This window comes from Rhizobium sp. PEPV16 (assembly GCF_008919455.1).
Lineage (GTDB): Bacteria > Pseudomonadota > Alphaproteobacteria > Rhizobiales > Rhizobiaceae > Rhizobium > Rhizobium leguminosarum_Q.
On sequence record NZ_VSZV01000310.1, the window covers coordinates 163,656 to 176,717 of the forward strand.

Sequence of the window (13,062 nt, forward strand, 5' to 3'; positions counted from 1 at the left end):
CCGGCCTATGACCGACAGCCTGACACACACCAGCCCGTTCCTCGTGGCCGCACTCTACCATTTCGTTTCCGTGCCGCGCTTTGCCGGCCTGCAGGCACCGCTGCAGACGCTTTGCGAGCAGAAGGGCGTCAAGGGAACGCTGCTTCTGGCGCATGAAGGCATCAACGGCACGATCGCTGGCCCGGATGCCGGCATTCACGCCGTGCTCGCTTTCCTGCGCGCCCAGCCGGAATTTTCGGGCCTGGAGCACAAGGAAAGCCGCGCCTCGAAAATGCCCTTCCTGCGCATGAAGGTGAAGCTGAAGAAGGAAATCGTCACCATGGGTTTCGAAGATATCGACCCCAACAAGGTGGTCGGCACCTATGTGGCTGCCAAGGACTGGAACACGCTGATTTCCGATCCCGACACCATCGTCATCGACACCCGCAACGACTACGAGACAGCGATCGGAACCTTCCGCGGCGCGCTCGACCCGAAGACCAAGAGCTTCCGTGAGTTTCCGGAATGGGTGCGCCAGAATCCCGGTCTGCACAACAAACAGAAGGTCGCCATGTACTGCACCGGCGGCATACGCTGCGAGAAGGCCACCGCCTTCATGAAGGCTGAGGGCTTCGACGAGGTCTATCATCTGAAGGGCGGCATCCTGAAATATCTGGAGGAAGTGCCGCAGGAGGAAAGCCTCTGGGATGGCGCCTGCTTCGTCTTCGACGAGCGCGTGTCCGTCGAGCACGGTTTGAAGGAAGGCGAACACCGGCTCTGCCACGCCTGCCGCAACCCGATCACCGCCGAGGAGATCACCTCGCCGCTTTACGAGGAAGGCGTTTCCTGCAGCCATTGCTACCACACGCGCACGGAGGAAGACCGGCTGCGTTACCGTCAGCGTCAGCACCAGATCGCCCTGGCGAAGAAGCGCGGCCAGCGACATATCGGCAGCTGAGCCAGGATTCTGATTGGATCAGCCTGCCGCCTGGATGCGGCGCCGAGCTTCCGGCTCCGCTTCACGTCGCTCGTTCAGCATCTCGGTGATAAGGTCTGATGTCACAGGCTTTCCGAACAAATAGCCCTGCAGGCAGTCGCAGCCGAAAAGGCGCATGGCGATCGCCTGCTCCTCGGTCTCGATGCCTTCGGCCGTCACCGGAATGTCGAGCGAGCGGGCGAGCGCCACCGTCGCCTGCAGCATCTCGCGCTGGCGTTTGTCGTTGACACCCATGACCAGCGAGCGGTCGATCTTGATGCGGTCGAAGCCGAACTGCCTGAGATAGCCGATCGAGGAGAAGCCGGAGCCGAAGTCATCGAGTGCCACCTTGACCCCCAGCCCCTTCAGCCGTTCGATCGACTGGCGGGTGCGCTGCGGATTCTGGATCATGTAACCTTCGGTGATCTCCAGCGTTATCCGGCCGGCCTCGATCTCCGTCTGCTTCAGCACGTAGCGCACATAGTCAGTGAAGGCGGGATTGCGGAACTGGCCGGGCGAGACGTTGACCGAAACGTTGAGTTCCGGCCATTGCTTCGCCGTCTCACAGGCCTTGCGCAGCACGAACAGGCCGAGCGATTCGATGAGGCCGCTGGTCTCGGCGATCGGGATGAACAGCTCGGGCGAAACAGGGCCATGGCCCGGGCGGTTCCAGCGCACCAGTGCCTCGACGCCGGTCATCGCATGCGTCGCCGCATCAATCAGCGGCTGGTAGGCGAGCGTCAGGTCGCCGCTTTCGATCGCCATCCGAAGATCGAGCTCCAACGCATTACGCTGCTCCCGATCCGCATCCATCGACGGATCATAGAGCATCATCCGCGCGCGTCCGGCCTCCTTCGCCTTGTACATGGCAAGGTCGGAGCGGCGCACCAGCTCTTCACGCCCAACCGCACCCAAAGGCGACATGGCGATGCCGATACTGGCTCCGACGACGACCACGCGGCGGCCGATCTCCAGCGGCTCGACCAGAAAATCGAGGATCTGCTCGGCCAGCTGCAGGGCGGCGGCATTCTCGCTGTCGGAGAGAAAGGCGATCGCAAATTCATCGCCGCCGATACGGGCGAGAACCGCACCCTGCGGAATGAGCACATCGAGCCCGGCCGCGACCGCACGGATCAACTGGTCGCCGGTGCCGTGGCCATAGCTGTCATTGACTTCCTTGAAGCCATCAAGATCGAGATAGAGGAGCAGCACGTTGCGCTTGGCCTGGCATGCCTCGACGACAAAACGATCGACGGCGAGCCCGAGACCGTCGCGATTGGAAAGGCCGCTCAGCCTGTCGCGCAACGCCTCCTCGCGGGCGCTGCCCTCCTCTGCCCTCAGGCGGCGGCCGGCAAGCCAGCCGATGACCAGCAGCACCACGAAGAACAATCCGACGAGGCCGAGCGCCTGGATGACCATCGGCCGCACCTGCGCATAGGCGATATCGCCCGGTGAACGCGAGGTCCAGACGAGCTTGCCGAGCGTTGCCCCCGTCGGATCGACGATGGGTACGCGATAGTCGGCAGCAAAACTCGGCGGCGCCAGCCTCAGCCCGCCGATGACATAGGTCTCGCCGAGCGCGGTCACCCTGTCGTCATCGAGATGGCGGGCGAAAACAAGATAGCGGCGCTGGCCGGCGGGCGCATCCAGCGCACCGGACTTTTCCCGCACCAATGCCACGCCGACAGCGGCAATGCCGCGCTTGGTGGTGACGAAACCGACCGCCTGAGGACGATCGGCCGGGGCGCCCGCCTTCACCCTGTCGAGCAGGATCCAGAGCGACGGCGCAAAGAAATCCGCGAGCGACTCCTCCATCGGTTTGCCGTCGCGATAAGCCATGATCGCCTTCTTCTCGTCATCGATGACGATCGCCATGTCGAACAGCGAGCTGTTGACCGACATCTCGCCGTAATTGCTCACCGTCCAGGCCATACCGTCCGGCGCGTAGACGTTGGCGGCGGCATCGTCCCAGGCGGCATAATCGTCGAGCGTCGCGCCGAGCTGATCCTCGAAAGTCTTCACCGCGCCGATCGTTGTTTCGCGCGAGCGCTCGTCATCGAGGAGATTAGCATTTTCGGTCACGCGTTCGAGTGCCGTCAGCACCATGATGGTGACGACGGCGACGATGATCGCGAAGGAGAAAAGTACGCCGGTGACGGTAATGTGACGGCCTATTCCCAATCCCTTGCTCTGCGACTTCCCGACTGCCTGCATAACGGCTCCCTGACCGGTGGACTTTGCCAGCCAAGAGTTCAAAAACGTTTAAACAACCGCCTGCCGCACGTGTCTGACGATCGATTTTTGTCCGTGCCGACGGCTGTCGCAAAATTGACGGCAAGCAGCGTCAGCTTGCCGTGCCGCCGCAAGGTCAAGTTCAAAGGCCCCCTGGATCAGGTGCCCGCCGGAGTAATCGCGCTAACTCGCTTTGTAATTGCCCTTCGGGAATTGAGCCGCAAGTTGGCGATACCATTTGCCGCTCATCTTTATCGTGCGCAACTGGGTCTGATAATCGACATGCACGAGGCCGAAGCGCATGCGGTAGCCTTCCGCCCATTCGAAATTGTCCATCAGGCTCCAGGCGAAATAGCCGCGCAGGGGATAGCCGTCCTTTATGAGGCCGGCAACGACGTCGAGGTGATCGCCGAGATAGTCGAGACGCATCACATCGTCGACCTCGCGGTCGACGACATCGGTATTGTCGCAGGCGCCGTTCTCGGTGATGTAGCATTCCGGCAGGTCATAGCGGCGGTAAAGGTCCTCGACCGAGAGCTTCAGGCCCGGCGCATAGATTTCCCAGCCGATATCGGTCTTGACGTCGCTTGCCGGCGGCGCTTCCACCGTCCAGGGGAAATCGCCCTTGCGTTCGGCATCGTCGGTGACGCGCTCGGGCTTGTAGTAGTTCAGACCCCACCAGTCGAGTTTCTGGCTGATGAGCTTCATGTCGCCATCCCCGATGACGGGCATGCGATCGCCGAGCGCTTCGACGAATTCCTTGGGATACTCGCCCTTGAAGACGGGGTCGAAGAAGGCGCCGTTGTGGAACTGATGTGCACGCTCGGCGGCGGCGCGATCGGCCGGGCTGTCGGAGCCGGGAATGATCGAGGCGGCATTGAGCACGAGGCCGACCGGCACATTGGGGGCTTCCGAGCGGATCGCCTCGACGCCGAGGCCGTGTGCCAAGTTCATGTAATGCATGGCGTGAAGGGCGGCCTGCATGTTGCGCTCGCCAGGAGCATGAATGCCGTAGAGGTGGCTGAGCCAGACGATGCACCAGGGCTCGTTGAAGGTGGCGACACTGTCAAGGCGATCCCCCAGGCGGTTCATCACCGTCTTGGCGTAGCGCTGATAGGCGTAGGCGGTCGAGCGCGCAGTCCAGCCGCCCTCGCCGGCGAGCAACAGAGGCAGATCCCAATGGTAGAGCGTCGCGAAGGTCTTGATGCCCCGCGCCTTGCAGCCGTCGACCAGCCGGTCGTAGAAATCGAGGCCGGCCTCGTTCACCGGACCCGTACCGTCGGGGATAATGCGCGGCCAGGCGATCGAGAACCGGTAGGCTTCGACACCCATCTTCTTGATGAGATCGAGGTCCTGCTCCAGGCGATTGTAGTGGTCGCAGGCAACGTCGCCGTTATCGCGATTATGGACGCGGCCGGGCATATTGCAGAAAGCATCCCAGATGGATGGCTTGCGGCCATCGGCCTTGCTGGCGCCTTCGATCTGGAAGGCGGCGGTGGCAACGCCGAAGGTGAAGTCGCCGGGAAAGCGCTCTGCGAGTTTCTTCGGATCGATCATCTGTAAATCCTATCTCTCAGGTTCAGCCGTTTGCGCCGGATTTAGCCAAGCCTGCGGGCAAAGTACAGGCTGGCGGCGAGAAAAACTGCAACGTTGCAGTAGGAAAAACAGAGCAGCTGCAACGCCGCTCTCTATCCGGCAACCACCCTCATAACGGCATTGTCAGCAGTCGTGACTTGGCCGTTGAGACGGAGATCCTTACACGGGAAATGCAATCACAAATGTGAAAGGAATCCTATGCTCTCTTCGGTCCATTCGCTGCAGCCTCATCTGCTGAGCTTGTTGCGCATCGTCTCGTCACTCGTACTTTTCAGCTACGGAACACAGAAGATCCTGCATTTTCCGGCCGCGGCAAGCGTGCCGCCCGCGGGCTCGCTCTCCTGGATTGCCGGGCTGCTCGAACTCACCTTCGGCTTCCTGGTCCTGGTGGGATTCCAGACCCGTATCGCAGCCTTCGTGCTCTCGGGCCTGATGGCCTTCGCCTATTTCATCGGCCATGCGTCGAAGGGCATCTATCCCGCCCAGAACGGCGGCGTCGCGGCGATCCTGTTCTGCTTCGTGTTTCTTTATCTGGTGGCGGCAGGTGCCGGACCGTTGAGCGTCGATAACCTTCTGAAGCGCGGCCGCACTGCTGCGGCTTGATCAGAAATAAAACAAAAAGCCGAGGCGACTTCAGGCGAGACCACCTCGGCGTTTTTCATTGGGCGACGCCAATGACGCGGATCATTAGATTCAGAGCTTGACCCAGGCGCCATTCTTCTTCGAAGACGCGACGCAGGCTTCGACGAAAGCCACACCCTTCACGCCGTCATCGACGGTGGGGTAGACCACCGCCTTGTCGGCGGCCTTGCCCTTCTTGCGGGCGTTGATCGCATGCGCGGCTTCCGTATAGATCGTCGCAAAGGCCTCAAGATAACCTTCCGGATGCCCGGATGGCACGCGCGTGACACGGCCGGCAGCCGCGCCTGAACCGGCGCCGCCCCGGGTGATCAGCCGCTTCGGCTCGCCGAAAGGCGTATACCACAAGTAGTTCGGGTCTTTCTGGGTCCATTCGAGCCCGCCCTTGGTGCCGTAGACGCGGACCATCAGGCCGTTCTCGTGGCCCGGCGCCACCTGGCTGCACCAGAGCAGGCCCTTGGCCGGCTTCTCCGAGCCCTTCGCCTTGAAGCGCAGCATGACATGGGCGTTGTCGTCCAGCCGGCGGCCCGGAACGAAACTGTCGAGATCGGCGGCGAGGCTGTCAAGCTCGAGACCGGTGATGAAGGCGGCGAGATTATAGGCATGCGTGCCGATATCGCCGGTCGAGCCGCCGACGCCGGACTGCGCCGGATCGGTGCGCCAGGCGGCCTGCTTCTGGCCGGTTTGCTCGACCGCTTCCGTGAGCCAGTCCTGCGGATATTCGGCCTGGACGACGCGGATGTCGCCGAGTTCGCCGTTCGCGATCATCTCGCGCGCCTGGCGGACCATCGGATAGCCGGTGTAATTATGCGTCAGCACGAACAGCGCGCCGCTCTCGTCGGCGATCTTCTTCAGCTTCTTCGCATCGGCAAGGTTGGACGTCAGCGGCTTGTCGCAGATGACGTGGATGCCGCGCTTGAGGAATTCTTTGGCCGCATCGTAATGCACATGGTTCGGCGTGACGATCGCCACCGCCTCGATGCCGTTTTTCAGCTTCGCCTCGCGGATTGCCATCTCGCGATAGCTGGAATAGGTCCGCGACGGATCGAGGCCGAGGTCGCGGCCGGATGCGATCGCCTTTTCGGGCGAAGCCGACAGCGCGCCGGCGATGAGATCGTACTGATCGTCGATGCGTGCCGCGATACGGTGCACCGCGCCGATAAACGCGCCCGCGCCGCCGCCCACCATGCCGAGCCGGATGCGCGGCTCGCGTGTCTGTTCGGTTGATGCTTCGATTGCCATTCTGTCCTCCTGATTTTTCTTCCCTTCTCCCCTCGGGGGTTCGAAGGACGGGTCGAGACCTGTGGCTCGACCCTGGTCGGTGGCCCGGAGGGCCGGATGAGGGGGCCTCGCGACAGATATTGCCTTTCGCTTGTCGCTCAAGGCATTCGTCGCTATCGCTCCTCATCCCCCTCATCTGCCCTGACGGGCATCTTCTCCCCGCTGGGGAGAAGGGAAATGAAAGCCTAAAGCCCCAGCATCCGCCGGTTCGCCGCCTGGTCCGTACCGCTGCCGGCGAAATCGTCGAAGGCTTTCTCGGTAACGCGGATGATATGCGCGGCGACGAATTCGGCGCCTTCGCGGGCGCCGTCTTCCGGATGCTTCAGCGCGCATTCCCATTCGACCACGGCCCAGCCGTCGAAATTATTCGCCGTCATCTTCGAAAACACCGCACCGAAATCGACCTGGCCGTCGCCGAGAGAACGGAACCGGCCGGCGCGTTCGACCCAGCCCTGATAGCCGCCGTAGACGCCCTGGCGCCCGGTCGGATTGAACTCCGCATCCTTGACGTGGAACATCTTGATGCGGTCCTTGTAGATGTCGATGTTGTCGAGATAATCGAGGCACTGCAGTACATAGTGCGAGGGATCGTAGAGCATGTTGGCGCGCGGATGGTTCTTCACGCGCTCGAGGAACATCTCGAAGGTGATGCCGTCATGCAGATCCTCACCCGGATGGATTTCGTAGCAGACGTCGATGCCGTTCTCGTCCGCGTGGTTGAGGATCGGCGTCCAGCGACGGGCGAGCTCGTCAAAGGCAGTCTCGACCAGACCGGCAGGACGCTGCGGCCAGGGATAGATGAAGGGCCAGGCAAGCGCGCCGGAGAAGGTCGCATGCGCCGTAAGCCCGAGGTTTTTGGATGCCGTCAGCGCCATCTTGACCTGCTCGACCGCCCACTCCTGACGCGCCTTCGGATTACCGCGTACCTCCGGTGCCGCGAACCCGTCGAAGGCTTCGTCATAGGCCGGATGAACGGCGACGAGCTGGCCCTGCAGGTGAGTGGAGAGTTCGGTGATCTCGATGCCGTTTTCGCGCGCCTTGCCGGCGAATTCGTCGCAATAGGCCTTGGATGTGGCAGCCTTTTTGAGATCAATCAGCTGGCTGGCCCAGGTCGGTACCTGGACGCCCTTGTAACCAATGTCGGCCGCCCATTTGGTGATGGCGTCCCACGAATTGAAAGGAGCAGTATCGCCCGCGAACTGGCCAAGGAAAAGGCCGGGGCCCTTGATCGTCTTCATGTCAGATTCCTCCCTGAATATCGACCGTAAACGTTTCTGAAGTGTTGTAGCACGCTATTTGGCGGGAGCAAGGCGCCTCCTCGCCCTTGGCTCGTGATTTGGCGCAAGGCCAGATGCGATATCGCTGAGAGCTAATCATGATGGGCTTTAGCGGGCAAGAGGTACGTGCAGCATTTTCGGTCAGCCCCTGTATAAGAAGCATAAAAAATGCGCCCATCCTTTCGAATGGGCGCATGTCTCCGATCGATGGATCAGAACGGAGAATCCGGGAAGTAGAAGTCCTTGGCATTCTCCTTGGTGATGAGCGTCGCATCGAGAATGTAGCTGCCATGAACCGGAACCTGATCGTAGAGTGCCGCCGCCGTCAGCTCCATTGCCGTGCCGACCATTGCCGGCGGATAGAGAACGTCGACCGGGATCAGCTTGTCGCCGTCCATGACCTTCTTGACCATGTCCTTGGAGCCGGCGCCGGCGACGACATACTTGATGTCGGTGCGCTTGGCCTGCTCGATCGCCTGCAGAACGCCGACGGCCATGTCGTCGTCCTGGCACCATACGACATCGATCTTCTGGTATTTGGTCAGGTAGTCCTGCATGACCTTGAAGGCATCGTCGCGGTTCCAGTTGCCGTACTGGCGGTCGAGAACCTTGACGTTCGAGCCGGCAATGCCCTTGTCGAAGCCATCCTGGCGCTGCTGATCGATCGGGATCGGCAGACCGCGGATGATGACGACTTCGGCGTCCGGCGTCGTGTCCTTGATGTACTTGCCGGCGACTTCGCCGAGAGCCGGGTTGTTGCCGGCGACATAGAGGTCGCGCACGGAATTGTCGTTGTTGCTCGGCGCGCGGTCGACGAGGGCGACGAACTTGCCCTTAGCCTTGACTTCCTTGATGGCGTTGACGAGCGGATCCGGGTCCGATGGCAGGATGACGAGGGCGTCGATGCCTTGCGTATCGAGATCCTGCACGGCGTTGGCCTGGCTGGCGGCGTCCGGCGAGGTCTTGACGATGACGTTGAGACCGGGATGTTCGGCCATCAGCAGCTTGGCGACTCGTTCGGCATGGAACACGACGCCGGACGTCCAACCGTGGTCGGCGGCCGGAATGGACACGCCGATCGTGAATTTCTTGTCCTGGGCGTGAGCGGCGCCGGCGAACGTCACCGCCGCAACCGCCAGGCCCAACATCAATTTACGCATGCTATTTCCTCCCAATAAGGTCAGGGACTTTTCCATACGGGACCGGACGCCCTGTAAGTCCGGTCAATTCATGATTTGGCAATTCAAGCTTTGCGCACCAGCGAGCGCTGGACGAACATGGCGATGATGATGATTGCACCCTGGATGGCGCCGATCAGATACTCGCTGATGAAATTCGAAAGCAGCATGATGTTGCCGACCAATTCGAGAATGAAGGCGCCGCAGATCGTGCCCCAGACCCTGCCCGCGCCACCCTTCAGCGCCGTGCCGCCTACGACGACGGCCGTGATCGCCTGCAGTTCCCACAGGATACCGGTCGTCGCCGACGTCGAGCCGAGACGGGGAACGTAGAGCAGCACGGCAATGGCGACGCACAGTCCCTGGATGACGAAAGCGATCGTCCGCACACGGTTGACCGCGATACCCGAATAGCGGGCGACATCGCTGTTTGATCCCACAGCGACGACGTGGCGCCCGTAGCGGGTGCGATAGAGGATGAAGGCCGCAACCGCAGTCACCGCCAGGATCACCACGATCGGCACCGGTATGCCGGCGATATTGCCGAAATAAGCAGGGCGATAGAGCGTCTGGATATCGGCGGAGCGAAGCGTGATCGCGCCACCCTGCGACAGCCATGTCGTCAGGCCGCGATAGATGCCCATCGTGCCGAGCGTCGCGATGAACGGCTCGATCCTGCCCACCGTCGTGATCAGGCCGTTCGCCAGGCCGCAGAGTGCGCCGGCGACCATGGTGAAGACGACCGCGACAACCAGCATCAACGCCGGATTTTCGATGGTGCCCGAATTCATCAGCAGGATCATCAGGCTGGCGACGAAGGCCACCATCGAGCCCACCGATAGGTCGAGATCTCCCGCCGATATCACGAAGGTCGCACCGACCGCGATGATGGCGATGAATGCGCTGCGCGTCGCGACATTGGCAAGGTTGGTGATGCCAATGAAATTAGGGTTGACCAGGGCTCCGACGATCAGCAGCAGCGCCAGGGCGACGAAGGGCGCGACCGCACGCAGGTCGACATCCCGCCAGGACCGGCGCCGGATTTCCCTGGTCTCCTCGTTGACACTCATTTCCAAAACCAACCTCCCGTCCCATATTTTCTGGGAATCTTAATGTGTCGTCCTGATCGGCAAAGCCCTGCTTCAGCCTTCAGGCAGCCGCCTTCTTCTTGAGCCCGGCGGCGTAACGCATGATCTCCTGCTCGGAAATCTCCTCGCCCTCGAGCACGCCGACGATACGCCCTTCGCGCATCACCGCCACTCTCGTGCAGAGGCCGATGACCTCCGGCATCTCCGACGACACGACGATGATCGACCGGCCGTCCCGGGCGAGTGCCGAGATGAAATGATAGATCTGCTGCTTGGTGCCCACGTCGATGCCGCGCGTCGGCTCGTCGATGATGATGATCTGAGGTTCGGTCTCCATGACCTTGGCGAGCAGCAGCTTCTGCTGGTTCCCCCCCGACATCCGGCCGGCGACGATATTGCTGTCGCGAACCCTGATATCGAAGCGGCGTTTGGCCTTTGCCATCGCGGCCGCCTCGCTGCCCGGGCTGAGATAACCGTGGCGAGCGTGCCTTCCGAGCGATTGCAGTGTCAGATTAGTCACCATGCCGGAGCGCAGCAAGAGGCCTTTCGACTTGCGGTCCTTGGTCATATAGGCGAGCCCGCAGCGGTTGGCGGCATGGACATCGCCGGAGGGAACCGTTTCACCCTTGATGACCACCTCGCCCTCGAGACGGGTCCGCAACCCGGCGATCGCTTCCATCAGCTCGGTGCGGCCGGAGCCGATCATGCCTGAAAAACCGATGATCTCGCCCTTGCGCACCTCAAAGCTTGCATCCTTCACATAGCCCGTGGACAACGATGCGACCCTGAGGACAATCTCCTCGTCGACATCAGGCTCGACCTTGGCGGGATAGAGGCTGGAGAGTTCGCGGCCGACCATCAGCTGCGCGATCGATTCCCCGTCCAGAACGGATGTCGGCGAAGTCTTGATCCATTGGCCATCGCGAAGGACGGTGACCCGGTCGGTCAACTCCATCACTTCGTCGAGCTTGTGGGACACGAAGACGAAGCTGGTACCCTGGTCGCGGAGCTTGCGGACCTGCTTGAACAGCATGTTGGTCTCTTCACTCGACAGCACTGCGGTCGGTTCGTCCATGAACACCACTCGCGCATCGCGGCTGATTGCCTTGGCGATTTCGACCATCTGCTTGTCGGCGATGGAAAGCGTGCTGATCAGCGCATTCTCATCGACATGCGAACCGAGCACATCGAGAACCTTGCGTGTCTCCGACCGCATATATTTGCGGTCGAGCACGCCGAAACGCGTGACTTCGCGCCCAAGAAAGAGGCTCTCCGTCACGGTCAAATGTTCGGCGAGGTTGAATTCCTGGTGAATGATGACGATGCCGAGCGCCTCGGCGGCGCCATTGGGCGGCAGCACGACCGGCTTGCCGTCGAGCAGGATCTCGCCGGAGCTCGGCTGTTCGAACCCGGACAAAACTTTGACAAGCGTGGATTTGCCGGCGCCATTTTCACCCATGAGCGCATGGATTTCGCCGGCGCGGAGATCGAAGTTCACGCTGAAGAGAACCTGCACTCCACTGAAGGATTTGCATATGCGCCTGGCGGACAGCACCACGGGTGCGGTGTCGGCAGCTTCCACAGTCATCCGGTCCTCCTAAAGCGGCATCCCACCCGCTCTGGGGCTTATGTAAACCTTTACATACGTCATGTAAAGGTTTACATCGTTGATTTACACAGATCAGTTGAAGCATGCCTTTGACCTCTCGACAAGTCTGTGTAGTGTCGCGGCGAAGACAGCCCCAAGGCAGAGCCAAGTGTCGAATTCCACGCCCGCAACCATCGAAGACGTCGCCCGGATCGCCGAGGTCTCCATCGCGACGGTTTCCCGGGCAATCCACATGCCGGAGAAGGTCGCCAACTCCACCCGCCTCAAGGTCAACCAGGCGATCGCCATCACCGGCTATACGACCAACGCCATGGCGCGCAGCCTGAGGCTTGGCCGCTCCAACATGATCCTCGTCGTGGCGCCCGATATCGGCGATCCCAATTTCTCCAACATTCTCGTCGGGCTGGAAAACGAAGCGCGAGCTCACGGCTACGGCATCCTGATCGGCCACACGCAGAACGATGCGCAGCGCGGTCTGGAATATCTGAAATTCTTCAATTCCAACCAGGCGGCCGGATTGATCCTGTTCACCGGCATCCTGCCCTTCGGGCATCAGACCATGACCGCGCGGCTGCCGCCGAGCGTCGGCGTTTTCGAGCCCGTCTTCAACGGCGGCATTCCCTATGTCGGCGTCGACGACACCGAGGGCGCTCGCAAAGCGGTGGATCTGCTGCTGGCCGAAGGGCATCGCAAGATCGCCTTCATCGGCGATTCGCGCACCCGGCTTGCCTATACCAGACGCCGCATGGGTTACGATGCCGGTCTCGACGCAGCAGGCATCCCGCCCGACACCAGGATCGTGCTCGAAGGCGACGGCACGATCGAAAGCGGGCGGCATGCGGTCGAACAGCTTTTCATGCGCGACACGCTTCCAACCGCCTTCATGTGCGTGAACGACCAGACGGCGATCGGCGTCATGATTGGTCTCGGCGCGCGAGGCTACGACATTCCGCGGGATTTCTCGGTGACCGGTTTCGACGACGTGCCGCAGGCCGTCTTCATATCCCCACCGCTGACCACGGTCCGCCAGCCGAGAACGGCAATCGGCAAGCAGGCAATGGCGCTGCTGCTGGAACTTCTGTCCGATGGCCGGCCGGCCGAAACGGAAATCCTGCTGAGGCCGGATCTGGTGGTTCGGAACTCAGTCTCGGCGCCGTCGCGCAACTTGTCGAAGCGTTGAACCCATATCGCTGAGCGCTTAAGGCGC

Annotated in this window: 10 protein-coding genes; 3 read left to right on the top strand and 7 right to left on the bottom strand. The window is 61.6% G+C overall.

The window, feature by feature from the left end; translation table 11 throughout:
• Positions 1 to 7 precede the first annotated feature (7 nt).
• Positions 8 to 937, top strand: coding sequence for a rhodanese-related sulfurtransferase (locus FY112_RS17845; protein WP_151518986.1), 930 nt, complete (start codon positions 8 to 10; stop codon positions 935 to 937).
• 18 nt (positions 938 to 955) lie between these two features.
• Here the strand turns inward: FY112_RS17845 and FY112_RS17850 are convergent, their stop codons facing one another.
• Together FY112_RS17850 and FY112_RS17855 are read right to left on the bottom strand one after the other, a co-directional pair.
• On the bottom strand, positions 956 to 3,169 hold the full coding sequence (locus FY112_RS17850; RefSeq protein ID WP_151518987.1) for an EAL domain-containing protein: 2,214 nt from the start codon (positions 3,167 to 3,169) through the stop codon (positions 956 to 958).
• Positions 3,170 to 3,370: 201 nt separating this feature from the next.
• On the bottom strand, positions 3,371 to 4,744 hold the full coding sequence (locus tag FY112_RS17855) for a GH1 family beta-glucosidase (RefSeq protein WP_017962154.1): 1,374 nt from the start codon (positions 4,742 to 4,744) through the stop codon (positions 3,371 to 3,373).
• A gap of 237 nt (positions 4,745 to 4,981) precedes the next feature.
• On the opposite strand from FY112_RS17855, the gene FY112_RS17860 reads away from it, so the two are divergent.
• Positions 4,982 to 5,386, top strand: coding sequence for a DoxX family protein (locus FY112_RS17860; protein WP_017962155.1), 405 nt, complete (start codon positions 4,982 to 4,984; stop codon positions 5,384 to 5,386).
• Positions 5,387 to 5,476: 90 nt separating this feature from the next.
• Here the strand turns inward: FY112_RS17860 and FY112_RS17865 are convergent, their stop codons facing one another.
• The 5 genes from FY112_RS17865 to FY112_RS17885 all read right to left on the bottom strand — a co-directional run bounded on the left by FY112_RS17865 (position 5,477) and on the right by FY112_RS17885 (position 11,834).
• On the bottom strand, positions 5,477 to 6,664 hold the full coding sequence (locus tag FY112_RS17865) for a Gfo/Idh/MocA family oxidoreductase (RefSeq protein ID WP_151518988.1): 1,188 nt from the start codon (positions 6,662 to 6,664) through the stop codon (positions 5,477 to 5,479).
• A gap of 224 nt (positions 6,665 to 6,888) precedes the next feature.
• Positions 6,889 to 7,941 (bottom strand): sugar phosphate isomerase/epimerase, encoded by a 1,053-nt coding sequence (locus tag FY112_RS17870; RefSeq protein WP_020051689.1) that lies wholly within the window; start codon positions 7,939 to 7,941, stop codon positions 6,889 to 6,891.
• Positions 7,942 to 8,192: 251 nt separating this feature from the next.
• Positions 8,193 to 9,140 (bottom strand): substrate-binding domain-containing protein, encoded by a 948-nt coding sequence (locus FY112_RS17875; protein WP_065281309.1) that lies wholly within the window; start codon positions 9,138 to 9,140, stop codon positions 8,193 to 8,195.
• Positions 9,141 to 9,223: 83 nt separating this feature from the next.
• The gene (locus FY112_RS17880) at positions 9,224 to 10,228 is read right to left on the bottom strand and encodes an ABC transporter permease (protein ID WP_151518989.1); all 1,005 of its coding nucleotides are present in this window, start codon (positions 10,226 to 10,228) and stop codon (positions 9,224 to 9,226) included.
• Between the two features lie 79 nt (positions 10,229 to 10,307).
• Positions 10,308 to 11,834, bottom strand: a complete 1,527-nt coding sequence (locus tag FY112_RS17885) for a sugar ABC transporter ATP-binding protein (RefSeq protein ID WP_027667826.1) — start codon at positions 11,832 to 11,834, stop codon at positions 10,308 to 10,310.
• Positions 11,835 to 12,003: 169 nt separating this feature from the next.
• Here FY112_RS17885 and FY112_RS17890 point away from each other — a divergent pair, with 169 nt between their 5' ends.
• Positions 12,004 to 13,035, top strand: a complete 1,032-nt coding sequence (locus FY112_RS17890; RefSeq protein WP_151518990.1) for a LacI family DNA-binding transcriptional regulator — start codon at positions 12,004 to 12,006, stop codon at positions 13,033 to 13,035.
• The last annotated feature ends 27 nt before the right edge of the window (positions 13,036 to 13,062 follow it).

Excerpts from the sequence above, each read along its gene's own strand:
- FY112_RS17845 (WP_151518986.1), top strand. The coding sequence starts at position 8 with ATGACCGACAGCCTGACACACACCAGCCCGTTCCTCGTGGCCGCACTC.
- FY112_RS17850 (WP_151518987.1), bottom strand. The coding sequence starts at position 3,169 with ATGCAGGCAGTCGGGAAGTCGCAGAGCAAGGGATTGGGAATAGGCCGT.
- FY112_RS17855 (WP_017962154.1), bottom strand. The coding sequence starts at position 4,744 with ATGATCGATCCGAAGAAACTCGCAGAGCGCTTTCCCGGCGACTTCACC.
- FY112_RS17860 (WP_017962155.1), top strand. The coding sequence starts at position 4,982 with ATGCTCTCTTCGGTCCATTCGCTGCAGCCTCATCTGCTGAGCTTGTTG.
- FY112_RS17865 (WP_151518988.1), bottom strand. The coding sequence starts at position 6,664 with ATGGCAATCGAAGCATCAACCGAACAGACACGCGAGCCGCGCATCCGG.
- FY112_RS17870 (WP_020051689.1), bottom strand. The coding sequence starts at position 7,941 with ATGAAGACGATCAAGGGCCCCGGCCTTTTCCTTGGCCAGTTCGCGGGC.
- FY112_RS17875 (WP_065281309.1), bottom strand. The coding sequence starts at position 9,140 with ATGCGTAAATTGATGTTGGGCCTGGCGGTTGCGGCGGTGACGTTCGCC.
- FY112_RS17880 (WP_151518989.1), bottom strand. The coding sequence starts at position 10,228 with ATGAGTGTCAACGAGGAGACCAGGGAAATCCGGCGCCGGTCCTGGCGG.
- FY112_RS17885 (WP_027667826.1), bottom strand. The coding sequence starts at position 11,834 with ATGACTGTGGAAGCTGCCGACACCGCACCCGTGGTGCTGTCCGCCAGG.